Origin of the sequence: Pseudomonas sp. NPDC087814 (assembly GCF_044742865.1) — a bacterium.
In the GTDB taxonomy this organism is placed as follows: Bacteria; Pseudomonadota; Gammaproteobacteria; order Pseudomonadales; family Pseudomonadaceae; genus Aquipseudomonas.
Map to the genome: position 1 here is coordinate 26,398 of NZ_JBIUVK010000005.1, position 25,059 is coordinate 51,456.

Annotated in this window: 19 protein-coding genes, 4 tRNA genes and 1 pseudogene; 7 read left to right on the forward strand and 17 right to left on the reverse strand. The window is 61.3% G+C overall.

Annotation, left to right across the window (positions count from 1 at the left end; all coding sequences use genetic code 11):
* Window positions 1-29 precede the first annotated feature (29 nt).
* From ACIOMR_RS06035 to ACIOMR_RS06055, 5 genes are all read left to right on the forward strand, one after another.
* A complete protein-coding gene (locus ACIOMR_RS06035; RefSeq protein WP_401192852.1) occupies window positions 30-956 on the forward strand; it encodes a 4-hydroxyproline epimerase in 927 nt (308 codons plus the stop codon).
* A 38-nt stretch (window positions 957-994) separates the two neighbouring features.
* Window positions 995-1,942, forward strand: coding sequence for a dihydrodipicolinate synthase family protein (locus tag ACIOMR_RS06040; RefSeq protein WP_401192855.1), 948 nt, complete (start codon window positions 995-997; stop codon window positions 1,940-1,942).
* Window positions 1,943-2,121: 179 nt separating this feature from the next.
* Window positions 2,122-3,693, forward strand: coding sequence for an aldehyde dehydrogenase (NADP(+)) (locus ACIOMR_RS06045; RefSeq protein ID WP_401192858.1), 1,572 nt, complete (start codon window positions 2,122-2,124; stop codon window positions 3,691-3,693).
* Between the two features lie 3 nt (window positions 3,694-3,696).
* Window positions 3,697-4,956 (forward strand): FAD-dependent oxidoreductase, encoded by a 1,260-nt coding sequence (locus ACIOMR_RS06050; protein WP_401192861.1) that lies wholly within the window; start codon window positions 3,697-3,699, stop codon window positions 4,954-4,956.
* 214 nt (window positions 4,957-5,170) lie between these two features.
* Window positions 5,171-6,262, forward strand: a complete 1,092-nt coding sequence (locus ACIOMR_RS06055) for a carboxylesterase (protein ID WP_250884727.1) — start codon at window positions 5,171-5,173, stop codon at window positions 6,260-6,262.
* A gap of 23 nt (window positions 6,263-6,285) precedes the next feature.
* On the opposite strand, the gene gltS is transcribed toward ACIOMR_RS06055, so the two are convergent.
* A complete protein-coding gene (gene gltS / locus ACIOMR_RS06060) occupies window positions 6,286-7,497 on the reverse strand; it encodes a sodium/glutamate symporter (RefSeq protein ID WP_102368526.1) in 1,212 nt (403 codons plus the stop codon).
* Between the two features lie 360 nt (window positions 7,498-7,857).
* Here gltS and ACIOMR_RS06065 point away from each other — a divergent pair, with 360 nt between their 5' ends.
* Window positions 7,858-8,982 carry an acyltransferase family protein gene (locus ACIOMR_RS06065; RefSeq protein ID WP_401192864.1) on the forward strand — a complete coding sequence of 375 codons (1,125 nt, stop codon included), beginning with the start codon at window positions 7,858-7,860 and terminating at the stop codon, window positions 8,980-8,982.
* 241 nt (window positions 8,983-9,223) lie between these two features.
* Here the strand turns inward: ACIOMR_RS06065 and ACIOMR_RS06070 are convergent.
* The 3 genes and pseudogenes from ACIOMR_RS06070 to ACIOMR_RS06080 all read right to left on the reverse strand — a co-directional run.
* Window positions 9,224-9,439: pseudogene (locus ACIOMR_RS06070) on the reverse strand (transposase domain-containing protein); the annotation flags it as partial.
* Window positions 9,440-9,640: 201 nt separating this feature from the next.
* Window positions 9,641-10,855 (reverse strand): hypothetical protein, encoded by a 1,215-nt coding sequence (locus ACIOMR_RS06075; protein WP_256344563.1) that lies wholly within the window; start codon window positions 10,853-10,855, stop codon window positions 9,641-9,643.
* A gap of 188 nt (window positions 10,856-11,043) precedes the next feature.
* Window positions 11,044-11,120 (reverse strand) — tRNA-Val (locus ACIOMR_RS06080).
* A 183-nt stretch (window positions 11,121-11,303) separates the two neighbouring features.
* Between ACIOMR_RS06080 and ACIOMR_RS06085 the strand changes: the two genes are divergently transcribed.
* Window positions 11,304-12,587, forward strand: coding sequence for an FAD-binding oxidoreductase (locus tag ACIOMR_RS06085; RefSeq protein WP_003212689.1), 1,284 nt, complete (start codon window positions 11,304-11,306; stop codon window positions 12,585-12,587).
* Between the two features lie 166 nt (window positions 12,588-12,753).
* On the opposite strand, the gene ACIOMR_RS06090 is transcribed toward ACIOMR_RS06085, so the two are convergent.
* From ACIOMR_RS06090 to ACIOMR_RS06150, 13 genes are all read right to left on the reverse strand, one after another.
* A tRNA-Asp gene (locus tag ACIOMR_RS06090) sits at window positions 12,754-12,830 on the reverse strand.
* A gap of 105 nt (window positions 12,831-12,935) precedes the next feature.
* Window positions 12,936-13,012 (reverse strand) — tRNA-Asp (locus tag ACIOMR_RS06095).
* 55 nt (window positions 13,013-13,067) lie between these two features.
* Window positions 13,068-13,143, reverse strand: a tRNA-Val gene (locus ACIOMR_RS06100).
* Between the two features lie 107 nt (window positions 13,144-13,250).
* Window positions 13,251-14,015, reverse strand: a complete 765-nt coding sequence (locus ACIOMR_RS06105) for an SDR family oxidoreductase (protein WP_003212687.1) — start codon at window positions 14,013-14,015, stop codon at window positions 13,251-13,253.
* Window positions 14,016-14,026: 11 nt separating this feature from the next.
* Entirely contained in the window at window positions 14,027-15,238 is a 1,212-nt protein-coding gene (locus tag ACIOMR_RS06110; RefSeq protein WP_008438742.1) for an O-succinylhomoserine sulfhydrylase, read from the reverse strand.
* Window positions 15,239-15,304: 66 nt separating this feature from the next.
* Entirely contained in the window at window positions 15,305-16,810 is a 1,506-nt protein-coding gene (gene purF / locus ACIOMR_RS06115; RefSeq protein WP_003212683.1) for an amidophosphoribosyltransferase, read from the reverse strand.
* A gap of 41 nt (window positions 16,811-16,851) precedes the next feature.
* Window positions 16,852-17,409 carry a CvpA family protein gene (locus ACIOMR_RS06120; protein ID WP_003212681.1) on the reverse strand — a complete coding sequence of 186 codons (558 nt, stop codon included), beginning with the start codon at window positions 17,407-17,409 and terminating at the stop codon, window positions 16,852-16,854.
* Window positions 17,410-17,663: 254 nt separating this feature from the next.
* Window positions 17,664-18,326, reverse strand: a complete 663-nt coding sequence (locus tag ACIOMR_RS06125) for an SPOR domain-containing protein (RefSeq protein WP_087693954.1) — start codon at window positions 18,324-18,326, stop codon at window positions 17,664-17,666.
* Window positions 18,310-19,617, reverse strand: coding sequence for a bifunctional tetrahydrofolate synthase/dihydrofolate synthase (gene folC / locus ACIOMR_RS06130; protein WP_008438745.1), 1,308 nt, complete (start codon window positions 19,615-19,617; stop codon window positions 18,310-18,312). The genes ACIOMR_RS06125 and folC overlap by 17 nt, the downstream gene beginning before the upstream one ends.
* A complete protein-coding gene (gene accD / locus ACIOMR_RS06135) occupies window positions 19,614-20,534 on the reverse strand; it encodes an acetyl-CoA carboxylase, carboxyltransferase subunit beta (RefSeq protein ID WP_003212675.1) in 921 nt (306 codons plus the stop codon). Before accD ends, folC begins: the two co-directional genes overlap by 4 nt.
* Before the next feature lie 243 nt (window positions 20,535-20,777).
* Window positions 20,778-21,410, reverse strand: coding sequence for a phosphoribosylanthranilate isomerase (locus tag ACIOMR_RS06140; protein ID WP_102606396.1), 633 nt, complete (start codon window positions 21,408-21,410; stop codon window positions 20,778-20,780).
* Between the two features lie 63 nt (window positions 21,411-21,473).
* Window positions 21,474-22,298, reverse strand: coding sequence for a tRNA pseudouridine(38-40) synthase TruA (truA, locus tag ACIOMR_RS06145; RefSeq protein ID WP_003212671.1), 825 nt, complete (start codon window positions 22,296-22,298; stop codon window positions 21,474-21,476).
* Window positions 22,299-22,454: 156 nt separating this feature from the next.
* Window positions 22,455-25,025 (reverse strand): FimV/HubP family polar landmark protein, encoded by a 2,571-nt coding sequence (locus ACIOMR_RS06150; RefSeq protein ID WP_401192873.1) that lies wholly within the window; start codon window positions 25,023-25,025, stop codon window positions 22,455-22,457.
* Between the last annotated feature and the right edge of the window lie 34 nt (window positions 25,026-25,059).

Sequence of the window (25,059 nt, forward strand, 5' to 3'; positions counted from 1 at the left end):
CCTCAGCCAACCACTGGATGGATTGTTCTATGAAACGAGTGCACATCATTGATTCCCACACCGGCGGCGAGCCCACGCGCCTGGTGATGACGGGGTTCCCGACGCTGGCCGGCGAGACCATGGTCGACAAGCTCGACGACCTGCGCACCCGGCATGACCAATGGCGCAGGGCGTGCCTGCTGGAGCCCCGTGGCAACGATGTTCTGGTGGGCGCGCTGTATTGCGCGCCGGTCTCGGCCGATGCCACCTGCGGCGTGATTTTCTTCAATAACGCCGGCTACCTCGGCATGTGCGGCCACGGCACCATCGGCCTGGTTGCCTCGTTGCACCACTTGGGGCAGATCGCGCCGGGGGTGCACAAGATCGACACGCCGGTCGGCCCGGTCAGCGCCACGTTGCACGCCGACGGCGCAGTCACGTTGCGCAATGTGCCCGCCTATCGCTATCGCCAGCATGTCTCGGTGCAAGTGCCTGGACATGGCTTGGTCCACGGCGATATCGCCTGGGGCGGCAATTGGTTCTTCCTGGTTTCCGATCATGGCCAAGCGCTGGAAATGGACAACGTCGAAGCCCTGACCGACTACACCTGGACAATGCTCAAGGCCCTCGAAGCCCAGGGCATCCACGGCGAAGACGGTGCCCTGATCGACCATATCGAACTGTTCGCCGACGACCCCCAGGTCGACAGCCGCAACTTTGTCATGTGCCCAGGCAAGGCCTACGACCGCTCGCCCTGCGGCACCGGCACCAGCGCCAAGCTCGCATGCCTGGCGGCCGACGGGAAACTCGCCGCCGGTGAGCCGTGGATACAAGCCAGCATCACCGGCAGCCAATTCGAAGGCAGCTATGAATGGGAGGGCGAACGTGTGCGCCCTTCCATCACCGGCCGCGCCTACATGACCGCCGACAGCACCTTGCTGATCGACGAACAGGACCCCTTCGCGTGGGGCATCTGAACCGCCCCCGCCCCTTCAATCAAACTGGAGCTGAAACAATGAATACCACTATCTTCACCGGTTGCATCCCCGCATTGATGACGCCGTGCACCGCCCAGCGCAAACCGGACTTTGACGCACTGGTCGCCAAGGGCCGCGAACTGATCGATATCGGCATGAGCGCGGTGGTGTACTGCGGCTCCATGGGCGACTGGCCGTTGCTGACCGAGGCCGAGCGCCAGGAAGGCGTGGCGCGCCTGGTGGCCGCCGGTGTGCCGACCATCGTCGGCACCGGCGCGGTCAACAGCCGTGAAGCCGTGGCCCATGCAGCGCACGCGGCGAAGGTCGGCGCCCATGGTTTGATGGTCATCCCGCGGGTGCTGTCCCGTGGCGCATCGGCGACGGCGCAAAAGGATCACTTTGCAGCCATCCTCAAGGCGGCGCCAAACCTGCCGGCGGTGATCTACAACAGCCCTTACTACGGCTTCGCCACCCGCGCCGACCTGTTCTTCGAACTGCGTCGCGAGTACCCGAACCTGATCGGCTTCAAGGAATTCGGCGGTGCTGCAGACCTGCGCTACGCGGCCGAACACATCACCTCCAAGGACGATGACGTGACCTTGATGGTCGGCGTGGATACCCAAGTGGTGCACGGCTTCGTCAACTGCAACGCCACCGGCGCAATCACCGGCATCGGCAATGCACTGCCACGGGAAGTCCTGCAACTGGTGGCCTTGAGCAAGAAAGCCGCCAAGGGCGACGCCACTGCACGTCGCCAGGCGCGGGAGTTGGAGTCGGCGCTGGCGGTGCTGTCGTCCTTCGACGAAGGCTGCGACCTGGTGCTGTTCTACAAACATCTGATGGTGCTCAACGGCGACAAGGAATACACCCTGCACTTCAACGAGACCGATGCCCTCAGCGATGCCCAGCGTCGTTATGCAGAGAACCAGTACACGCTGTTCCGCCAGTGGTACGCCAACTGGTCGGCCGAGCAGAACGTCGTTTAACACTATTCAAGGCAGCAAAGATCAAATGTGGGAGCTGTCGAGCTCCGGCGAGGCTGCGATGGGATCACTGCGGTGTACCTGCCAGACCGCAGCGCCTGCATCGCAGCCTCGCTGGGGCTCGACAGCTCCCACAGTGGATTCTCTTCGCCAAGCCCATCTTTACTTTCCAGGACTACGCCATGACTCTGACGGGCACCATGCTGATTGGTCAGCACTCCATTCCAGGCAGCCGCGAGGCCATCCGGGCGATCAATCCTGCCACCAACCTTGCGTTGGAACCCGCCTACGCCGGCGGCACCGCCGAACATGTCGAACACGCCTGTGCGTTGGCCTGGAGCGCCTTCGATAGCTATCGCGAAACGCCGTTGGCCGCTCGCGCCGAATTCCTTGAAACCATCGCCAACGAAATCGAAGCCCTGGGCGATGAACTGATTCAACGGGCGATGGCCGAGACCGGCCTGCCCCGCCCACGCATCCAGGGCGAACGCGGGCGTACCTGCCAGCAATTGCGCACCTTTGCCCGCACCGTGCGCGCGGGTGAATGGCTGGATGTGCGGGTGGATACTGCACAACCGGAACGCCAGCCGCTGCCTCGCTCGGACCTGCGTCAACGCCACGTACCGCTGGGGCCGGTGGCCGTGTTCGGCGCGAGCAATTTTCCGCTGGCATTCTCGGTGGCGGGCGGTGATACCGCGTCGGCACTGGCGGCCGGTTGCCCGGTGATCGTGAAGGCACACGGCGCGCATCCTGGCACCAGCGAACTGGTGGGCCGCGCGGTGGCCCGGGCCGTTCAGCAATGTGGCCTGCCTGAGGGTGTGTTTTCGCTGTTGTATGGCTCGGGCCGCGAGGTCGGTATCGCGCTGGTGTGCGATCCGCGCATCAAGGCCGTGGGTTTCACCGGTTCGCGCAGCGGCGGTATTGCCTTGTGCCAGGCGGCCCAGGCGCGCCCCGAGCCGATCCCGGTGTATGCAGAGATGAGCTCGATCAATCCGGTCTACCTGTTTCCCGCTGCGTTGAGCGCACGCGGTGAAGCATTGGCACAAGGTTTTGTCGCGTCCCTGACCCAGGGTGCCGGCCAGTTCTGCACCAACCCCGGGCTGGTGATTGCCGTTGCAGGGCAAGCGCTGGACCACTTCGTCGGCACGGCTGCCAACCTGCTTCAACACAGCACTGCCCAGACCATGCTGACACCGGGGATCTTCAAGGCTTACGAAGACGGCGTCAGCGCCCTGACCCGGCATGCTCAGCTCGCAGGTACCGGTCTGCCGGCAGAAGGGCCGAACCAGGGACAGGCCCATTTGTTCGTGACCCAGGCCCGGGACTTTCTCGCCAATCACAGCCTGCAAGCCGAGATATTCGGCGCCGCGTCATTGATCGTGCAATGTGCCAACGTCGATGAGGTCCGCCGGGTCAGCGAACACCTGGAGGGCCAACTGACCGCAACCCTGCATCTGGATGACGACGACCTGGCAACTGCCCGCGCGCTGCTGCCGACCCTGGAACGCAAGGCCGGCCGCCTGCTGGTCAACGGCTGGCCGACCGGCGTTGAAGTGTGTGATGCGATGGTGCACGGAGGACCATTCCCGGCCACCTCGGACTCACGCACCACCTCGGTGGGCACCGCCGCGATCCTGCGATTCCTGCGGCCGGTGTGCTACCAGGATTTCCCGGATAGCTTGCTGCCGACGGCCCTGCAACACGGCAACCCATTGCTGCTGCGGCGCTTGCTCGACGGTCAGAGGGAAGCCTAGAACATGTCCGATAACGTCATGCCAGACGTCGCCGTAGTGGGCGCCGGCATCATCGGCGTCGCCTGCGCGCTGCAACTGGCGCGCCAGGGCCGGCGGGTGGTCATCATCGATCAGCAGGAACCCGGCCACGGCGCCTCGTTCGGCAATGCCGGCCACCTGGCGACCGAGCAAGTGTTCCCCATCGCGGATGCGTCGATCCTGACGCGTTTGCCCGCCATGCTCATGGACCCGATGGGCCCGCTGCGCCTGGACTGGAAATACCTGCCGCGTGCACTGCCATGGTTTACCCGGCTGCTGCTGAACCTGCGCCCGGCGCCCTTCCAGCGCACCGTCGCCGGGATCCGCGCGCTCAATGAAGGCAGCCTGGGCGCCTGGCACCGGCTGCTGGGCAGCATCGAGCGCCCGCACCTGATGCGCGAAGACGGCTCGTTGCTGGTCTTCGAGCGCGCCGAGTCGCGACAGGCCATTGATGCATTGCAGGCACGCATGAGTCAGCAGGAAGTGCCGGTGGACCACTGGCACGCCAGCGTGGTGCAGGACGCGGCGCCACAACTCAGCAAAGGGATTCAGGGCGGGTTGTTCTTTCCTCGCACCGGGCATTTTCTCGATCCCTATGGGGTGGTTTGCGAGCTGATGGAAGCGGCCAAGGCCAGCGGGGTGCAATTTCTCAAGCGCCAGGTCGTGGGCGGGAAGCTGGACGAGCACGGTGTTTCATTGCGGACCGACCAAGGCACGGTGGCAGCGCGCCAGGTGTTGATCGCATGCGGTGCGCACTCAGCCAGCCTGACCGGCGCACTGACTGGCAAAAAGGTCCCGCTGGATACAGAGCGCGGCTATCACCTGATGTTGCCCCATGAGCATGGACGGTTGCCGTTTGCGGTCACGTCATTGGAGCGCAAGTTCATCATGACGCCCATGGACGGCGGATTGCGGCTGGCAGGGACCGTGGAGTTCGCCGGCCTTGATCGCCCACCGAACATGGAACGCGCGTGGCAGTTGCATCGGCTGAGCCAGGGGCTATTTCGTCGTGACTTGAGTGCCGAGGACGCGACGCCGTGGATGGGGTTTCGCCCTTCCCTGCCGGACTCGCTGCCGATTATCGACAAGGTGTGCGAGGGCAAGGTGCTGCTTGCCTTTGGGCATCAGCATCTGGGCCTGACGCAGGCTGCGGTGACGGCGGAGTTGATTGCACGGCTGGCATCGCCTGCGGCCGCGTCCAACGAGCTGCCGGCACTTGGGCCCTACCGGCTGGATCGTTTCTGAGATCATCGGAAACGTCTTGCTACTGTTTCGCACTTTCGGCGATACAAGGCAGGTCATTATCGTGCATGACCTTACGGTTACGCTCCGTTGAGAACCTGCCTTGAACAACCACACCTGTATGCAGCACCGTCCATCGATGCGCAGAACGCTCCGAAGCGTTGCTTGCGGCATGCTCGCCCTATTGCTCTGCACGACAGCCCTGGCAGAACCGGGCATGCCGCTTGGCCAGAAGTCATTCGAAGCGTATCGCGCCGCTACCTTGCAATGGCTGCGGGACCATCGTGACTTCCAGGGCACCGACAAGGATGCCGAACTCAACTGGAACGCCCCGCAGGAATGGCGCCCGGCTGGTGCCCCCAAGCGCGGGATCATTCTCGTGCATGGCCTGGGTGACTCACCCTGGTCTTTCCACGATATCGGCAGCGCACTGGCCGCCCGCGGCTTTCTGGTCAGGACCGTGCTGCTGCCCGGCCACGGCACGCAACCGGCCGACATGCTGCAGGTGCGCATGGAAGACTGGCGCCGGGTGGTGGACGAACAGGCTGCGATCCTTCGCGCAGAGGTGGGAGAAATCTACCTCGGCGGCTTTTCCACCGGCGCCAACCTGGTACTCGACTACGCCTACAAACACGACGACGTCGCGGGGCTGCTGCTGTTCTCTCCCGCGTTCCAGTCCAGCATGACCTACGACTGGCTGACACCCCTGATCAGTTGGGCGCGCCCCTGGCTGCTGGCGCCAGACGCCAGCCGGCCACAACAGAGCCTGGTGCGCTACATGACAGTGCCCACCAACGGTTTTGCCCAGTTCTACCGCAGCAGCCGGCTAGCCCGCCAGGACCTGGAGCGGCGCCCCTATGACAAGCCGGTGTTCATTGCCGTCGCAGCCCACGACTCAGTACTCGATACGCACTACGTGCTGGAGACCTTCCAGCAACGCTTCAGCAACCCCCATAGCCGCCTCGCCTGGTACGGCACATTGCCAGAGAGCGCCTGGGATACCCGCCGTGTAAAAGCGCGTACCGACTACCTGCCGGAGTTGCGAATCAGCCAGTTCTCCCACATGGGGTTGCTGTTCTCACCCGACAACGCTCTGTATGGCGAACAGGGCAGCCTGCGGTTTTGCTGGAACGGCCAGACGGACGACGCAACCCGCGCCTGCGAACAAGGGGCCGACGTGTGGTATTCGGACTGGGGCTACCGTGAGCCGGGCAAGATGCACGCGCGGTTGACGTTCAATCCGTATTTCACCTGGCAGCTTGGGGTGATTGACGAGGTCCTGGGCAAGCAGGACCTGGCGAGTCATTAAACGGCAAATCCGGTAAACCGCGTTTATCCCGCGACGCCCAGGAACGGCAGCGCCAGGTACAACTTGATCACGATCGCATTGGTGATATCGATGAAAAAGGCGCCCACCATCGGCACCACCAGAAATGCAATCTGCGATGGCCCGAAACGCTGGGTCACCGCCTGCATGTTCGCAATGGCAGTTGGCGTGGCACCGAGCCCGAAACCGCAGTGCCCCGCCGCCAGGACCGCCGCGTCATAGTTGCTCCCCATCACCCGGAACGTCACGAAAATCGCAAACAGCGCCATCATCAACGCCTGCGCAGCCAGCAGGATGAAAATCGGCAGGGCCAGCGCGGCGAGGTCCCAGAGCTTGAGCGACATCAATGCAATCGCCAGAAACAACGACAGGCTGACATTCCCTAGCACCGAGACTTCGCGCTCGAATACCTGGTGCCAGCCCAGCGCCGACAGGCCATTACGCAACACCACACCGACAAACAAGACACACACAAACGTCGGCAGCTCAAAGGCCGTGCCCTGGATAAAACCGCTGAGGAACGTGCCCACTTGCAGGCTGATGGCGAGCAGCGCCAGGGTCTCGATAAAGGAGAAGGAGGTGATCATGCGCTCTTGATTCGGCTGCTCGAACCCTTTTGGCCCTAGCGGTTGTACCGGCGCCAGGGCGGGCGTCTGGACGCGCTTGATCAGCAGGCGAGCGACCGGGCCGCCAATCAGGCCGCCGAGCACCAGGCCAAAGGTCGCGGAAGCAATGGCCAGTTCGGACGCCGACGCCACGCCATACTTCTCGCTGAACACCGCGCCCCAGGCCGCGCCGGTCCCGTGCCCACCCGACAGCGTAATGGAGCCCGCCAACAACCCCATCAACGGATCGAGCCCCAGCGCCTTGGCCAGCGCAATCCCCATCGCGTTCTGGACCACCAGGAGCGCCGTCACCACCAGCAGGAAAATCCCCAGCACCCGCCCGCCTTTCTTCAGGCTGGCGAAATCCGCATTCAAACCAATGGTGGCAAAGAAAGCCAACATCAGTGGCGTCTGCAGCGACGAATCAAACCGGACCTCAATGCCAGCGAGCATACGCAGGACCAGGAGCAGCACCGCCACCACTAAACCGCCGGCCACCGGCTCCGGAATATTGTAAGTGCGCAGGAAACCGACTCGAGCGACCAGCCCGCGCCCAAGTAAAAGCACCAGGGAGGCGGCGACCAGCGTTGAATAGAAGTCGAGTTGAAGCATGGGGAGCTCTCTGTAGTTATTTATGACGAATCGGGGCAGGCCTATCGATCCTTCGGAACAACACAGGAAGAGTAGTAGTACGACGCCATCTTTAACCTCGGAAAAGTCCTAACGTTGCCGAACGGAATCCCCAGGACATTCAGGCGAAAGACTTGCGAAGCGCAATCTGAAGGGGCAAGACGAGAAAATCGAGTGCATGACAATGGCTGCAGAACTGCGTCTGGACGGGCGCTTTACAGGTTCCGCGGCATCCTGCCGACTCAGCGCCCATTCGAATTTGACAATCTCCGGCGTCCTGTCCAAAGCCACCTATAATCATGTCCGGTCGACAGGATCGTCGATGATAAACAGGACAACATCATGCAACGGATCGCTTTCGCAAACGCTTTGCGAGGTATTGCGGCGCTCAGCGTCGTCATTGCCCATTACATTCTGATGTTCAACTACCTCAAAGGTGGCTTCGGTGGCCTGCCACCCCTAGCTGAGCCACCCTTTCCAGCCTGGATGATCAGCATCTTTAATCCGCTCAACAACGTGAACATGGGCGGGTTCGGAGTGGCATTGTTCTTTCTGATCAGCGGTCTGGTAATTCCAATCTCGGTATCCAGCCTGAGCGGAACGGCTCTTGCGAAAACGAAATTCGTGATTGGCCGGCTTTTTCGAATATGGCCTACCTATATCATTGGCCTTCTAATCACCCTGGGTAGCCTTGAAATAGCTGCCTCATATATGGGGAACATCACGACCTACACGACTCTCCAGGTCCTCGCGCAAATGTCTTTGTTTCGAGACTGGTTTGGCAGTTCCGCACCGCTGGATGGCGTGGTGTGGACACTGGAGGTTGAAATCAAGTTCTACCTGATCGTGCTTCTGTGTTGGTCAATGATTACCAAGGGAAAATTGCTGCCGCTCGTGTTGCTGGGCGTCGCAACTGTGCTGGCCGCGAACCTATACCCTGGAGATATTTATCTCACCGGTCCGTTGGCCGCGTTCGTCTTCCCGTTCAAATACATTTTTTTCATGATGATCGGCGTTGCGTTCAACTATTACTACCGTGGACTGTTAAGCCTTGAAAAGCTGTTCGGCATAACCATCTGTATGCCCTGCGTGTTCGGGTATAGCGGGTTCACTGAAGGCTGGCCGTTTGAAGTGATCGCTGCCTACTTTATGGCATTTGCGCTGTTTACCGTGTTCTACCTGTTTTGCAGCAACTGGACGGGGCCCCCGGTATTCAATTTTCTGGCCGATATCAGCTATCCGCTATACGCCTGCCATGGGGCGTTTGGTATTGTCGGGATGCGGATTATGATTGACCAGGGGATCAGCCCGATTCCTGCCCTCGTTATCCAGTCACTAGCCACCATTTTACTGTCCTGGCTTATCCATCAGGGGGTTGAAGCCCCTACCCACGTACTCGGAAAAAGAATCGCCGGCCTGTTCAGTACAAAGCCAACTAATAATTTGCTACCTGGACAATCCCAATAAAAAGCCCGCTCAATGCGCAATGCTGTTCACTTAAGCGGAGCAGCATTGCGGGTAATCGAATACCGGTTTTTTGACAGCCTCACCGCCCTAAGCCTCGCTGGCCTGGGGCGTTTTGTTATGAAGAGCACACCTATGCTGCCGCGAAGCTCTTCCATGCGTCTTGGCGTGTGTGATGGCGACACGGCGCCAGCCATGGCCACCAAGGAGTCCACGCCAGTCGTCTTGTAGGTAGCGCTCATATCCCCAGGCGTTGGCGATCCTGGGACAGTCCGCTCTTGCCCAGGAGCATCTCCTTGGCAATTCCATCGGCGCAGATATTTAATCAACGGGCGACTTCAATGACCGGCTCGCCCCTGAAAAGGGCCATCCCGACAACCAGCCAAAGCACCATATCCGAAGGCAGACGGCGACGTCGGATCGTTGCTTTATCAGCCAGCGTGGCCGCTGCTTTTATCCATCAGGAATATGATCGGCGAACACCTCAAGACGTGAGAGTGGTCGCTCAGCAAAATTCAGAACGGTGTTTAAATCCTGAGCAACAGGCATAAAAAATCCGAAGTCCTTATCAGACTTCGGATTTTCCGGCTGCTTGAGGATTAGTCAACAATCCTTAAGTGAACAGCATTGCGCTCAATGCGGGCTTTCTTTTCCATGATTATCAGGAAAAAGGTATGGGCTCAACCATATAGCAATCAACGCAGTCTGAAGTGATGACGTTATCCAGAATCAGAGGGGACTCGGTCGCAGGTCGAAGGAACCCGGTACGAATAGACGCTGTATAGACCCCAACGTTTACTGTATTGAGGCGAGCCCTAGCGTTAATCGACACACAATCAATGCTGTAATTCATCCCCATCCCCAAGCCGCAATTTTCACCACCTGAATTAATCACGCGGGTAGAGTCCTGCCCCTCAATGACAACACCCCAGGCGGTCTGTTCAGGATCAACACCTGGCTCAGTAGCCGTGCAATAACTATCAAGAATGGTGTTGTACTCGCCACCGTTGTCCAGCAGCAGCATGCAGCGCCCGGTCCAGTCAACCGACGTGATATTCTCTATAACACAGTGTTGTGCGTAGTGCAGATGCAGGCCAACCGCAGCGTCCCCGGTGAACTCAAGGTTGCGGATATACACGTTTTTAATCGGGTCACATAAAGCCACGATTGCGCCCAGGGGATGATCACGTTTGATTACGCGATTAACAATCAATGAGTTAGCCAGCACATATATAACCTGGCGAACCTCCAGGGGGCCGTCAAGTGGCATAGGGTAGGTTGCAAAATCGGTTGAAGCGTCCGAGATGACGATCCAGGAACCGTTTGTGTACGGAGTCGTGTCGGCCACGGAGATTTCGGTCGTATTGACGTAGGCCGGCGCGGTCAAATAACTGCCCGGGCGAACATTGCCTTGGTAGTCGATGGCGGCATAACTTGGATCTGTGGGGTCCAGCGGGTTACGGCCGATCCCTGAAACGTCAATAGTGACCTTATCGATCCCTGGGGCAGGCTCGATGATCTGCCCACTGTAGGGCCAGTTGTCATCACGGTTTAGCAGGACTGTTGTCCCGATAGGGCAGTCAGTGCCATTGATTTGAATCCAACGGTATCCGGCCTTCATCACCGACTGGAGTTGAGGGCCGTTATCCGCAGAAGGATTCGGGGTAAAAACATAAGGGGTATCGATGTAAATTGACATATGACTTCTCCTGATTTCCCATGGCCATTTTTCGGCGAAACAACTGTACATGCATACAGCTAAAAATCCTACAAAAGCAGCACTCTCAATGCTCACTTTATTGCCCACAGACACCGACATACGCATCACACGCGCCGGACGCGTGATCAAGCCGTTATCGCGTTCAGTGAGGCTCATGGGAGACGGGAAAAGAAGATGCCGAAGCACGCTCAGAAAGGCGCAACGGGACAAAAATCGACAAGCCAGGAGGAGCCGCCGAATCGTCATTCTTAGGGGGTAGGTTGTAAAGGCTTCGCAAATCGCAACAAAAAAGGGCCCACCTTTCGGTGAGCCCTTCTAGACCGCCCAGCAGAGCGGATTTTGTTTGGTAGGCGCGATTGGACTCGAACCAACGACCCCCACCATGTCAAGGTGGTGCTCTAACCAACTGAGCTACGTGCCTGCTGTGAGGCGGCATTCTACGGAATTCCCGAGGGGTGTCAACACCTTTTTTGCAGCTAAGCCTATGAATATGCGAATTTTTTATTTGTGGCCAGCACAACGGTATTTTCCGGCGGCTGGCAGCGGATTTTCAACTCAGGTAGGATCGGCGCACTCGTAAAAAATATAAAACAGAGGTTCCAGGATGGCGAACACCCCCTACCCCCAGTCGTATTACGCCGCGTCTGCGAATGCGGTACCTCCTCGCCCAGAGCTGCAAGGTGAAGTCGAAACCGATGTGTGCGTGATTGGCGCCGGTTATACCGGCCTGTCCAGTGCGCTGTTCCTGCTGGAAAACGGCTTTCGCGTGACAGTGCTGGAAGCTGCCAAGGTAGGCTTTGGCGCGTCGGGCCGCAATGGTGGGCAGATCGTCAACAGCTACAGCCGTGATATCGATGTGATCGAGCGCAGTGTCGGCCCCCAGCAGGCGAAATTACTCGGCGACATGGCATTTGAAGGCGGCAGGATCATTCGGGAGCGGGTGGCCAAGTATCAGATCCAGTGCGATCTGAAGGACGGCGGTGTATTTGCGGCACTGAACAGCAAGCACATGGGCCACCTGGAGTCGCAGAAGCGCCTGTGGGAGCGCTACGGCCACACCCAGCTGGAGTTGCTGGACGAGCGGCGCATTCGCGAGGTGGTCGCCTGTGACAACTATGTGGGCGGCCTGCTCGACATGAGCGGCGGGCACATTCACCCGCTGAACCTGGCGCTGGGCGAAGCGGCAGCCGTGGAGTCCCTGGGCGGCACCATTTATGAGCAGTCGGCGGCGACTCGCATCGAGCGCGGCGCCAATCCGGTGGTGCATACGGCGCACGGCAAGGTCAGGGCCAAGTTCATTATTGTCGCGGGCAACGCCTATCTGGGGAACCTGGTTCCGGAACTGGCGGCCAAGTCGATGCCGTGTGGTACGCAGGTGATTACCACCGCACCACTGGGCGATGAACTGGCGAAGACGCTGCTGCCACAGGATTACTGCGTCGAGGACTGCAATTACCTGCTGGACTACTACCGCCTGACGAGCGACAAGCGCCTGATCTTCGGCGGTGGCGTGGTGTACGGCGCGCGTGACCCGGCGAATATCGAGGCGATCATCCGGCCGAAGATGCTCAAGGCCTTCCCGCAGCTCAAGGACGTGAAGATCGACTACGCCTGGACCGGCAATTTCCTGCTGACCTTGTCGCGCCTGCCGCAGGTCGGTCGCCTGGGGGATAACATCTACTACTCCCAGGGCTGTAGCGGCCATGGCGTGACGTATACTCACTTGGCGGGCAAGGTACTGGCGGAAGCGCTGAGAGGCCAGGCAGAACGTTTTGATGCGTTTGCCGGCCTGCCGCACTACCCCTTCCCCGGCGGACAACTGTTGCGCACGCCGTTTGCGGCGCTGGGGGCCTGGTATTACGGGTTGCGGGACAAGCTGGGATTCTGACCCCGGACCACGGGGCTGGCTTGCCGGCCCCTGTACTTGCCGCGCCGGCACCCAATCGCAGACACAAAAAACCCCGGTCTTTCGACCAGGGTCTTTGCTATCGATCCAACCAAGCCAGCGGCTTGCTTTGGCGTCTCAGGGCGTTCAGTGGGCCCTGGAACAGATATGGCGCAGCGGACGGGACTCGAACCCGCGACCCCCGGCGTGACAGGCCGGTATTCTAACCGACTGAACTACCGCTGCGTATCGCTCAGACTGCTGAAGTGTCACCTTCAACCGCCTTCAAACATCTGACTGACCAGCCTTGGCTGTTCAATCTCAAATCTGAAACATCAGACCTGGAAAATATGGCGCAGCGGACGGGACTCGAACCCGCGACCCCCGGCGTGACAGGCCGGTATTCTAACCGACTGAACTACCGCTGCGCGTCGGTGCAACCTTTAACGTTGCGTCTTGCCCTAGGGCAAAACTCTCAAGAAGTGGTGGGTGATGACGGGATCGAACCGCCGACCCTCTGCTTGTAAGGCAGATGCTCTCCCAGCTGAGCTAATCACCCTTTGCTTCGTTGAGGCCGCGAAATTTACGCAGGTAGCGGACCTAAGTCAATAGCCTGCTTGAAGTTTTTCTGAAAAAGACAAAATGGCTTCAGGACCGCGACCCGCCCTACTCGGTGTAAATCATCTTCTTGCTCATGCCGCCGTCGACGACGAACTCTTGCCCGGTGACAAACCCGGCATTGCGCGACAGCAACCACGCCACCATCGCCGCTACGTCTTCCACAGTGCCTACCCTGCCCGCCGGGTGCTGGGCGTGATCCGCATCCGTCAGCGGCTCGGCACGGCGTGCAGCCGGGTCACGGGCATCGATCCAGCCCGGGCTGACGGCATTGACCCGTACTTCCGGCCCGAGGCTGATAGCCAACGCGTGGGTCAGGGCCAGCAAACCGCCCTTGCTCGCCGCATAGGCTTCGGTGTCCGGTTCCGACTGGCGTGCCCGGGTCGACGCCAGGTTGACGATGGCGCCGCCGTGGGCCCGCAGGTAGGGCGCACAGTGCTTGGCCAGCAACATGGGACCACTGAGGTTCACCGCCAGTACACGATTCCAGTAAGCCAGGTCGAGACTTTCCAGGGTGATGTTGCGCGGGTCGGCCACGGCGGCATTGCACACCAGCGCATCCAGGCGCCCGAACTGGCCAAGTACCTCGGCCACGCCCTGGGCAACCTGCCGCTCATCGGCCACGTCCATGGTAATAAACCAGGCGTTGTCGCCGAGCACCTTGGACACCTTGGAACCGCGCTCACGGTCCAGGTCCGTCAGTACCACCTGCCAGCCTTCGCTAATCAACCAGGCGGCAATCCCCAGGCCGATGCCCCGCGCCGCGCCGGTCACCAGCGCGACCCGCCCGTTACTGGCGCTCGCCGCTTCCATGGACCACTCGATCACAGGGCAGCCAACCCACGGGCCAGGTCGGCCTGCAGGTCAGCGACGTCTTCCAGGCCCACCGCAATGCGGATCAGGCTGTCACGAATCCCGGCAGCTTCACGCTCCTGCGGCGCCAGGCGGCCGTGGGAGGTGGTGCTCGGGTGAGTGATAGTGGTCTTGCTGTCACCCAGGTTGGCGGTGATGGAGATCAGGCGAGTCGCATCGATAAAGCGCCAGGCGCCCTCTTTGCCGCCCTTGACCTCGAAACTCACCACGGCGCCGAAACCACGTTGCTGGCGCTGGGCCAACTCGTGTTGCGGGTGGCTCTTGAGGCCGGCGTAGTGGACTTTCTCGATGCCGTCCTGCTGCTCCAGCCACTCGGCCAGGGCCTGGGCGTTGGCACAATGGGCCTTCATCCGCAGGCTCAGGGTCTCCAGGCCTTTAAGGAAGATCCAGGCGTTGAACGGGCTCAGGGTCGGGCCGGCGGTGCGCAAGAAGCCCACCACTTCCTTCATCTGCTCGCTGCGGCCGGCAACCACGCCACCCATGCAACGGCCCTGGCCGTCGATGAACTTGGTGGCCGAGTGCACAACGATGTCTGCGCCCAGCTTCAGCGGCTGCTGCAATGCAGGGGTGCAGAAGCAGTTGTCGACGATCAGCATCGCGCCCTTGGCGTGGGCCACTTCGGACAATGCGGCAATGTCCACCAGCTCGGCCAATGGATTGGACGGCGACTCGACGAACAGCAATTTGGTGTTGGCCTTGATGGCCGCGTCCCAGCCGGACAGGTCCGCCAGCGGCACGTAGTCGACTTCAATACCAAAACGCTTGAAGTACTTTTCGAACAGGCTGATGGTCGAACCAAACACGCTGCGCGATACCAGGACGTGGTCGCCGGCGCTGCACAGGCTCATGACTACCGCGAGAATCGCAGCCATGCCCGTGGCAGTGGCGACAGCTTGCTCGGCGCCTTCCAGCGCGGCGATACGCTCTTCGAACGCGCGCACGGTCGGGTTGGTGTAACGCGAATAAACGTTGCCCGGCACTTCACCGGCAAAACGCGCAGCGGCGTCGGCCGCAGTGCGGAACACATAGCTGGAGGTAAAGAACATCGGGTCACCGTGCTCACCTTCCGGGGTGCGGTGCTGGCCGGCGCGCACAGCCAGGGTATCGAAAGCTACGCCATCGAGGTCGCTGTCCAAGCGACCGGCATCCCATTCCTGACTCATGCTCTACTCCTCAACTCGAATGCTTTATCAAAGATACAAAACCGGCCCCTCAGGGCCGGTGTCTACTCAGTTGTTGTACAGGTCGATGATCGCGCTGACCGCCTGGGTCTTGATCTTCGAGGAATCGTTACGGGCCTGCTCGATCTTGTTCAGGTAGGCCTCGTCGACATCGCCGGTGACGTACTTGCCGTCGAACACCGCGCAATCGAACTCCTCGATCTTGATCTTGCCACCACCGACGGCTTCGATCAGGTCCGGCAGGTCCTGGTAGATCAGCCAGTCGGCGCCGATCAGGTCCGCAACGTCCTGGGTCGAACGGTTGTGGGCGATCAGTTCGTGGGCACTCGGCATGTCGATGCCGTACACGTTCGGGTAACGCACGGCAGGCGCGGCGGAACAGAAGTAAACGTTCTTCGCACCGGCTTCGCGGGCCATCTGGATGATCTGCTTGCAGGTGGTGCCGCGTACGATGGAGTCATCCACCAGCATCACGTTCTTGCCGCGGAACTCCAGCTCGATCGCGTTGAGCTTCTGGCGCACCGACTTCTTGCGCGCAGCCTGGCCAGGCATGATGAAGGTACGGCCGATGTAACGGTTCTTGACGAAGCCTTCGCGGAATTTCACGCCCAGGTGGTTCGCCAACTCCAGCGCAGCGGTGCGGCTGGTGTCCGGGATCGGGATAACCACGTCGATGTCGTGATCCGGGCGCTCGCGCAGGATCTTGTCCGCCAGCTTCTCGCCCATGCGCAGGCGCGCCTTGTACACCGAAACACCGTCGATGATCGAATCCGGACGCGCCAGGTAGACGTGTTCGAAGATGCACGGGGTAAGTTTCGGGTTCAGTGCGCACTGACGGGTGTGCAGCTTGCCGTCTTCAGTGATGTAGACCGCTTCGCCCGGCGCCAGGTCGCGAATCAGGGTAAAGCCCAGCACGTCCAGGGACACGCTTTCGGAAGCGATCATGTACTCGACGCCTTCGTCGGTATGACGCTGGCCGAACACGATCGGGCGGATGCCGTGGGGGTCGCGGAAACCGACGATACCGTAGCCGGTCACCATCGCCACTACCGCATAGCCACCGACGCAGCGGTTGTGCACGTCAGTCACGGCAGCGAACACGTCTTCTTCGGTCGGCTGCAGCTTGCCGCGCTGGGCCAGCTCGTGGGCGAACACGTTCAGCAGTACTTCGGAGTCCGAGTTGGTGTTGACGTGGCGCAGGTCAGATTCGTAAATCTCCTTGGCCAGTTGTTCAACGTTGGTCAGGTTGCCGTTGTGCGCCAGGGTGATGCCATAGGGCGAGTTGACGTAGAACGGCTGGGCTTCGGCCGAGGTCGAGCTGCCCGCTGTCGGGTAGCGCACGTGGCCAATGCCCATGTGCCCGACCAGGCGCTGCATGTGGCGCTGATGGAACACGTCACGCACCAGACCATTGTCCTTGCGCAGGAATAACCGGCCGTCGTGGCTGGTCACAATACCGGCAGCATCCTGGCCGCGGTGCTGGAGGACGGTTAGCGCGTCATACAGCGCCTGATTCACGTTCGACTTACCGACGATACCGACGATGCCACACATGCGACGCAACCCCTACTTAATGAATCTTGACTGAACACAACTTACTGAGGCGTTTTGGCCGGCAAGAGGTGTTCCTTGAACGGAAGATCAGCGGGTACGCTGATCCCGCTGGCCAGCCACTGACTGCTCCACCCCAAAATGAGGTTTTTGGACCAATCTGCAACCAATAGAAATTTTGGCACGAGTACCGACTCCTGCCACCACGAATCCTGCTGTACCGGCCCCAGGCTCAACAGCCCGACCGCCACGACCACCAGCAAGCCGCCACGCGCGGCGCCGAAGGCCATGCCGAGAAATCGATCGGTCCCGGAGAGGCCGGTGACGCGTATCAATTCGCCGATAAGATAATTGACCATTGCCCCCACCAACAACGTGGCGATGAACATGATGGCGCAGCCCGCGATGACGCGAGCCGAAGGTGTCTCGATGTATCCGGCCAGGTAGACAGACAATGAACCGCCGAACATCCAGGCTACAACTCCTGCGATGATCCATGTCAGCAGCGACAATGCTTCTTTGACGAAGCCGCGGCTCAGACTGATCAAAGCGGAGATGGCGACGATTGCAACGATCGCCCAATCAACCCAGGTAAATGGCACAGTTCAGCCTACAGACGGATAAGGCGGCGCATTTTAGCAGAGCGCTGGGCTATCGGTAAGCTGTGATTGGCAGTGCATTTGAAATCAATGAGTTATAGGGGAAACCGGCCTGTTGCGGCACACCCAAAACACTTGTGGGAGCGGGCCTGCTCGCGAAGGCGGTGGGGCAGCCAATAAATCTGCTGACTGATACGCCGCTTCGCGAGCAAGCCCGCTCCCACATTGACCGCATCCCAGCTTGAATCCTTGCAGCCTCAGCCTTTTTCGGGCTGGAAGCGAACCACAAAACCCTTGAGGTTCTGCTGGCGATCCAACAGGTCCCGCAGGCGATCGGCTTCAGCCCGCTCGATCAGCGGCCCGATGAATACCCGGTTCTTGCCATCGGCGCTGCGGATATAGGCGTTGTAACCCTGGGTGCGCAGCTTCTTCTGCAACGCATCAGCACTTTCGCGGTTAGCCAGGCTGGCCAGCTGGATCGACCAGCTGATCGGCAAGCCATTCGGGTCAATACGGCTCTGGCCCACGTCCGGCTTGCCCGGTGCCGCAGGTTGCGGGGCCACAGGTTTTGGTGCTGGCGCCGGCGCCGCAGGCTTCGCAGCAACTGCAGGAGCAGCAGGCGCAGGCTTAACCACCGGCACGCTCGGCTGCACCGGCATCGACGGCGCTTGCTGTGCAGCCACTTCGTCATCGGTCGGCACCGGCTCTTCTTCCGGCAGCGCTTGCGGCTCGGGAACCACCACCGGCTCAACCTGAACCTGAGGCACCGCAGGCGCCTGGGGCGCAGCTGGCGCTTCAACGGTCACTTGGCGCTGCTCATCCTGACGGGAAAACAGCATCGGCAGGAAAATCACCGCCAACGCCACCAGGACCAGGGCTCCAACCATTCGCTGCTTGTATGCGCTATCCAGTAATGCCATGTGCAGCTTCCTCCGTGGAGCGCCGGGCCAACCATTCGAGCGCCTCGGCAACACAATAAAATGATCCGAACAACAGAATCTCATCCTCAGGCGTCGCAACCGCGCACTGGGCTTCCAGGGCGGCTGTCACGCTTGCATGGGACGTCACGGACGCGCCAAGGTTCTGCAAGGCAACCTGCAACTCGATGGCAGGACGACTGCGGGACGTATCCAGCGGTGCAACCGCCCAGGCCTGGACGTCGCCCAGCAAGGGTGCAACCACGCCGTCCAGGTCCTTGTCGGACAACAACCCGAACACCGCGAGGCGGCGACCGGCGGGCGGCGTGCGTGCCAGGCGCCTGGCCAGGTATTCAGCGGCGTGAGGGTTATGCCCCACGTCCAGCAGCAGGTTCAGGCGCTTGCCCTCCCAGTCGAACGTGCGCCGGTCAAGGCGCCCCACCACGCGAGTAGCCTGCAACGTAGCGGCAATCTGCTCGGCATGCCAGGGCAAATCCAGCAACAGGTAGGCTTGCAGCGCGAGCGCGGCGTTTTCCATCGGCAGGTTCAGCAGTGGCAAGTCGCGCAACTCGACGGTTTGACCGCGCGCGTCAAGCCCGCGCCATTGCCAGAATTGGTCGCCAATCTCGAGATTGAAATCACGCCCGCGCAGGAAGAACGGGCAATCCAGCTCGCGCACCTTGTCCAGCAAGGTATGCGGCGGGTCCAGGTCGCCGCACAGTGCAGGCTTGCCCTGGCGGAAGATCCCGGCTTTTTCATAGGCCACGGACTCACGGGTGTTACCCAGGTAGTCCGCATGGTCGACGCCAATACTGGTAATCAGCGCCAGGTCGGCATCCACCACGTTGACCGTGTCCAGACGCCCACCCAGACCGACTTCCAGCACCACCACATCCAGCTGCGCACGCTCGAACAGCCAGAACGCCGCCAGGGTGCCCATCTCGAAATAGGTCAGGGAAATCTCGCCACGCCCGGCATCAAGTGCGGCGAAGGCTTCGCAGAGTTGCTCGTCAGTGGCTTCGACGCCATTGAGCTGCACCCGCTCGTTGTAGCGCAGCAGGTGCGGCGAGTTGTACACGCCGACCTTCAGGCCCTGGGCTTGCAGCAAGGCCGCGACAAAGGCGCAGGTAGAGCCCTTGCCGTTGGTGCCGGTCACCGTGATCACACGCGGCGCCGGCCGGCCCAACCCGAGGCGGGCCGCTACCTGTTGCGAGCGCTCCAGGCCCATGTCGATGGCTGACGGATGCAACTGCTCAAGGTAGGCGAGCCATTCGCCCAGGGTACGTTGGGTCATATGTTTGCAGGCACCGGTGGCACGACAATCGGCTCGATTTTAGGCGCGACGTACACAGGTGTCGGCAGGCCCATCATTTGCGCCAGCAGGCTACCCAGGCGCGGACGCAGTTCGCCGCGCGGAATGATCAGGTCGATCGCGCCGTGCTCAAGCAGGAACTCGCTGCGCTGGAAACCTTCCGGCAGTTTTTCGCGAACGGTCTGCTCGATAACACGCGGGCCGGCAAAGCCGATCAGCGCCTTCGGCTCACCGACGATCACGTCACCCAGCATCGCCAGGCTGGCGGACACACCGCCGTAGACCGGGTCGGTCAGCACGGAGATGAACGGAATACCTTCTTCGCGCAGACGCGCCAGTACCGCGGAGGTCTTGGCCATTTGCATCAGCGAGATCAGTGCTTCCTGCATCCGCGCACCGCCGGAGGCGGCGAAGCAGATCATCGGGCAACGGTTTTCCAGCGCGTAGTTGGCGGCACGTACGAAACGCTCACCGACAATGGCGCCCATCGAGCCGCCCATGAAGGAGAATTCGAAGGCAGAAACCACCACCGGCATGCCCAGCAGCTTGCCGCTGACGGAAATCAGCGCGTCCTTTTCACCGGTCTGCTTCTGGGCCGCGGTCAGGCGGTCCTTGTACTTCTTGCCGTCGCGGAACTTCAGACGGTCAACCGGCTCCAGGTCAGCGCCCAGCTCGGAGCGACCATCGGCGTCGAGGAAAATATCAATGCGGGCGCGGGCGCCGATACGCATGTGGTGATTGCACTTGGGGCAAACGTCCAGGGTCTTTTCCAGCTCCGGGCGGTACAGCACCGCGTCGCAGGATGGGCACTTGTGCCAAAGACCTTCAGGAACCGAGCTTTTCTTCACCTCGGAACGCATGATCGAAGGGATCAGTTTGTCTACTAACCAGTTGCTCATGCTTTCTTTCTCCAGTACCGGTGGCTTGAACACAGCCCCGCGTATGCCCTTGAGCTAAATTCATATGTGGCGATGACACAAACTGGACGGGGTCAGACGTTCGACCAGCCATTTCCTGCCTGTGCCCTCAGCCTTCCAGACAACCTGCCGTGCAGGGTTGCCACTTCATTTCCGGGCCTCCCACAGGCGGCGCCGGGCTGTTTTACACAGTGGTAGTTATGGACGGCGGCAGACTGCCAGCCGTCACATCGTCCCGCTGCTGTCGCGCACGGCCTGCATGAATGCGCGAATCCTTGCGTGATCCTTGATGCCCTTGCCCTGCTCTACCCCGCCGCTGACGTCCACGGCATACGGCCGAACCTGCTGGATGGCACTGGCCACGTTGTCCGGATTCAGGCCGCCCGCGAGGATAATCGGCTTGCTCAACCCTTCGGGAATCAACGACCAGTCAAACGCCTCGCCCGTACCACCGGGAACGCCTTCGACGTAGGTGTCGAGAAGAATCCCGCGAGCCCCGGCATAGGCAGCGCATGCCGCAGCAATATCATCCCCGGCCTTGACCCGCAGCGCCTTGATGTACGGGCGCTGGTAGCTCTCGCACTCGTCCGGGCTCTCATCGCCATGGAACTGCAGCATGTCCAGTTGCACGGCGTCGAGGGTTTCATTGAGCTCGCAGCGGCTGGCGTTGACGAACAACCCCACGGTGGTCACGAACGGTGGCAACGCGGCAATGATCGCCCGCGCCTGCAACACATTCACCGCCCGCGGGCTTTTGGCATAAAACACGAAACCGATGGCATCGGCCCCCGCCTCGACCGCCGCCAACGCGTCTTCTATGCGGGTAATCCCGCAAATCTTGCTGCGAACGGCAGACATGTCGATGAAACCTCAGGGCGTGTCCGGGAAAGTCCCGGATGGTAACAAATGCTTTTGAGGGCGTCAGCCGCCAAGTTCGCTGAAACCTGTGAGGAAGTGTGGCCCGATGAATCGCTGGGGCAATTCGAACTCGTCGCGGTACTCCACATCCACCAGGTACAGGCCGAACGGATGCGCCGTGACGCCGCCGGTACGGCGAATCCGGCTTTCCAGCACTTCCCTGGCCCATTCCACCGGGCGTTCGCCGGTACCGATGGTCATCAGCACCCCGGCGATATTGCGCACCATATGGTGCAGGAAGGCGCCGGCGCGGATATCCAGCACGATCATCTTGCCGTGGCGCGTCACCCGCAGGTGATGGACTTCCTTGATCGGCGACTTGGCCTGGCACTGGCCGGCACGGAACGCGCTGAAATCGTGGATACCTACAAGATGCTGGGCCGCCTCGGCCATGCGCTCGGCGTCCAGCGGGCGGTGGTTCCAGGTGATTTCTTCGTTGAGATGGGCCGGGCGGATCTGATCGTTGTAGATCACATAGCGATAACGCCGGGCGATGGCCTTGAAGCGCGCGTGAAAGTCCGCCGGCATTACCTTGGCCCAACTGACGCTGACGTCGTGGGGCAAGTTGATATTGGCGCCCATCACCCATGCCTTCATCGAGCGCTCGGCCTGAGTGTCAAAGTGCACCACTTGCCCGCAAGCGTGCACGCCGGCATCGGTCCGCCCGGCGCACATCAGCGACACCGGTGAGTCGGCGACTTTCGACAGGGCCTTCTCCAGGGTTTCCTGCACCGTCGGCACACCGGAGGCCTGGCGTTGCCAGCCACGATAGCGCGAGCCTTTGTATTCCACGCCCAGGGCGATTCTGAAAAAGCCTGCGGCCGCCATTTCGGCGGCCGCGTTATCTATATTTGCCAAGAACTGAGAGCCTGATGAGTTGCGCAAAGGCGGCCATTATAAGGCCGTGCGCCTGGGACGCCATGGGTTTGGTGCCTGGATGGCAAAACGGCAGCCCGAAGGCTGCCGTTGTATTTACCGCGCGTATCAAGCCAGCCGGCTGAGCATTTCCTTGGCCTCGCCCTTCTGACCGTCATCGCCTTCCTTGAGCACCTCGCCAAGAATGTCCCGCGCACCGTCGGCATCGCCCATGTCGATGTAGGCCTGCGCCAGGTCGAGCTTGGTGGCCACTTCGTCGGTACCGGAGAGGAAGTCGAATTCCGGCTCATCGCCACCCAACGCCACGTCGTCGGCGGTGAAGGACGGTTCGATTGGCGGATGTTCCAGGCTTCGCGACAGGCGATCCAGCTCGGCGTTGACATCATCAAGCTCCGACGCAAACGCGTCCGGCTTGGCCGCTGCGGGCGCCTCGGGCTCGTCGGCCAGGGACAGGTCGAAATCCTCCGGCAGGTCGAGGTCGTCCAGGTCGGCCGGCGTCAGTGTCGGCGGCTCTACCGGCGGCAGGTCCTTCATCTGGTCTTCAAGGCCGGAGAGGAAGTCGTCGTCGGACTGGGCCGACGAGGGTGGATCGAGTTGCAGGTCCAGGTCGAAATCCGAGAGGTCTTCCGCGCTGGCCTTGGCCTCGGTCTGCTGTTGCAGCACCGATTCAAAGCTCAGGTCGTCGTCCGACGTCGGGCGGACCACAGCTGGCGAAGCAGCCTCCAGATCGTCCAGGCTGAGGTCGAAGTCAGTGTCAAACGCGTCCGGCGCAGGCTCAGGTGCAGGCGGTGCCGGGTCGTCCTTGAGCAGGTCCTTGACGTATTGGGCGTCGAGAGCGGCAGCGGCAACGGCAGCGCTGACGCCTGCTGCGAACACGGCCATGGCCGGGAAGCGGCTTTTCAGTTGTTCGACCTGGGCATGGTTGTCGCCATTGGCGACCAGTTGGCGCTCCTGGGTGACAAACCCGTCCTTGTTGCCCTGCAAGCCGTGGACTTCCATCAGCTTGAGACGCAGGTCACTGCGGGCGGGCTCTTGCTTGATTGCATCTTCCAGCACTTCCGCAGCCTGGTTCAGGTGGCCACGGTCGATATGCGACTGGGCTTGCGCCAGGGCGTCGGTCGGACGCTGCACAGCAACAGGTGCGACCACCGGCGCAATCACCGGGGCAACCACCGCCGCCGAGGCTGGAGCTGGAGCTGGAGCTGGAGCTGGAGCCAGCTTGACGTTCGGCGGCGGTACATCAAGGCCTTCGAAACTGTCAGATGGCAGATCGTGATCAATGTTCGGCGCAAATTCCGGCTCTTCAGCCAGGGCCCGCGCCATGCGCAGGTGCTTTTCTTCTTCAAGGCGCGCATTGCGATGACGGGCCCACAGCAGCAGAAGCAACAGCACCAGCAAACCCGCTGCGCCGCCGATCACCCCCAGCACGATCGGGTTGGTCAGCAGGTCGTTGAATTTACCTTCAGTGCTGGCAGGCGCCGCATCCGGCTTGACCGGGGTCTCGACCGGCGCAGCCGCAGGGGTTGCTGCCGGAGCTGCCGTTGCCGGCGCCGCCGGTTGTGCAGCCAGCTCGGCCGGCATCGCCGCCGTTGCAGCAGGCTGCGCCGCAGCGCCACCCGGGGTCTGCAACTTGGCCAGCTGGTTGTTCTTGAGCTCGATCAGCCGCTGCAGCTTGTCCAGCTGACTTTGCAGGTCAGCCATGCGGCTTTTCAGTTCTTCGTTCTCGCGACGGGTCGAATCCAGGCTTTCCTGGGTCACCGCCAGCTTGTTGTTCAAGGCCCGGCTGTCGCCCGCCGCGCCCTTCCCGCCCTTCCTGGCCGCTTCGGCCGAGACCAGGCTCAAATTGTCCTTGGTATTGGTCTGCGACGGTGCATTACCCGCCTGGGTACGCTTGGTCGCATCCAGCTGCGCCTTGCCGGCGAGCTGATTGCCGCCACGGCGGCCCTCGCGCCACGCCGCGTTTTGCGCCGTCACTTCAGCAATCGCCTCGGGCTGCGGCAGGCTGGTGCTTTGCCCCGAATCCGGCAGGCGCAGGACCTGGCCGGTTTTCATGCGGTTGATGTTGCCGTCGATAAAGGCGTCAGGGTTCAGCGCCTGAATGGCCAGCATGGTCTGCTGCACCGAGGCGCCATTGCGGTTTTTCGCGGCGATTTCCCACAAGGTGTCACGGGAAGTCGTGGTGTGTTCCTTGGCCTTGGTGACTGCCGGAGCCGTCGTCGCGGGCGCACTCAAGCGTGGCGCGGGTGCAGGTGCACCAGCGGCCGGGGTCGACTGGTCGAACTTGGCCGGGTCCAGCAACACGCTGTAGTCGCGCATCAGGCGACCGTTGGGCCATTGCACCTGCAGCAGGAAACGCACGTAGGAATCCGGCAGCGGCTTGCTGGAGGTGACACGCACCACACTGCGGCCGTTGGGATTGACCACCGGGGTAAAGGTCAGGTCGTTCAGGAACGCCTGGCGATCGACGCCCGCATCCACAAAGGCCTGGGCCGACGCGAGGCTGGGGGTGATCTCGGAGGCGGTCAGGCCACCGACATCGAGCAACTCGATTTCCACCGACAGCGGCTGGTTCAGCTTCGACTTGAGGGTCATCTCCCCAAGCTGCAGTGCTTGCGCCATACCGGAGGACAGCGCCGAGGCGGCCGCTATTGCTAACACCAGTTTGCGAACTTGAACCATAGCCTCATCCTTTTTGAACACTCCCCGGCCGGCG

Bases quoted from the DNA above. Each gene is read 5' to 3' on its own strand.
- ACIOMR_RS06035 (WP_401192852.1), top strand. From the start codon at position 30: ATGAAACGAGTGCACATCATTGATTCCCACACCGGCGGCGAGCCCACG.
- ACIOMR_RS06040 (WP_401192855.1), top strand. From the start codon at position 995: ATGAATACCACTATCTTCACCGGTTGCATCCCCGCATTGATGACGCCG.
- ACIOMR_RS06045 (WP_401192858.1), top strand. From the start codon at position 2,122: ATGACTCTGACGGGCACCATGCTGATTGGTCAGCACTCCATTCCAGGC.
- ACIOMR_RS06050 (WP_401192861.1), top strand. From the start codon at position 3,697: ATGTCCGATAACGTCATGCCAGACGTCGCCGTAGTGGGCGCCGGCATC.
- ACIOMR_RS06055 (WP_250884727.1), top strand. From the start codon at position 5,171: ATGCCGCTTGGCCAGAAGTCATTCGAAGCGTATCGCGCCGCTACCTTG.
- gltS (WP_102368526.1), bottom strand. From the start codon at position 7,497: ATGCTTCAACTCGACTTCTATTCAACGCTGGTCGCCGCCTCCCTGGTG.
- ACIOMR_RS06065 (WP_401192864.1), top strand. From the start codon at position 7,858: ATGCAACGGATCGCTTTCGCAAACGCTTTGCGAGGTATTGCGGCGCTC.
- ACIOMR_RS06075 (WP_256344563.1), bottom strand. From the start codon at position 10,855: ATGAGCCTCACTGAACGCGATAACGGCTTGATCACGCGTCCGGCGCGT.
- ACIOMR_RS06085 (WP_003212689.1), top strand. From the start codon at position 11,304: ATGGCGAACACCCCCTACCCCCAGTCGTATTACGCCGCGTCTGCGAAT.
- ACIOMR_RS06105 (WP_003212687.1), bottom strand. From the start codon at position 14,015: ATGGAAGCGGCGAGCGCCAGTAACGGGCGGGTCGCGCTGGTGACCGGC.
- ACIOMR_RS06110 (WP_008438742.1), bottom strand. From the start codon at position 15,238: ATGAGTCAGGAATGGGATGCCGGTCGCTTGGACAGCGACCTCGATGGC.
- purF (WP_003212683.1), bottom strand. From the start codon at position 16,810: ATGTGTGGCATCGTCGGTATCGTCGGTAAGTCGAACGTGAATCAGGCG.
- ACIOMR_RS06125 (WP_087693954.1), bottom strand. From the start codon at position 18,326: ATGGCATTACTGGATAGCGCATACAAGCAGCGAATGGTTGGAGCCCTG.
- folC (WP_008438745.1), bottom strand. From the start codon at position 19,617: ATGACCCAACGTACCCTGGGCGAATGGCTCGCCTACCTTGAGCAGTTG.
- accD (WP_003212675.1), bottom strand. From the start codon at position 20,534: ATGAGCAACTGGTTAGTAGACAAACTGATCCCTTCGATCATGCGTTCC.
- ACIOMR_RS06140 (WP_102606396.1), bottom strand. From the start codon at position 21,410: ATGTCTGCCGTTCGCAGCAAGATTTGCGGGATTACCCGCATAGAAGAC.
- truA (WP_003212671.1), bottom strand. From the start codon at position 22,298: ATGGCGGCCGCAGGCTTTTTCAGAATCGCCCTGGGCGTGGAATACAAA.
- ACIOMR_RS06150 (WP_401192873.1), bottom strand. From the start codon at position 25,025: ATGGTTCAAGTTCGCAAACTGGTGTTAGCAATAGCGGCCGCCTCGGCG.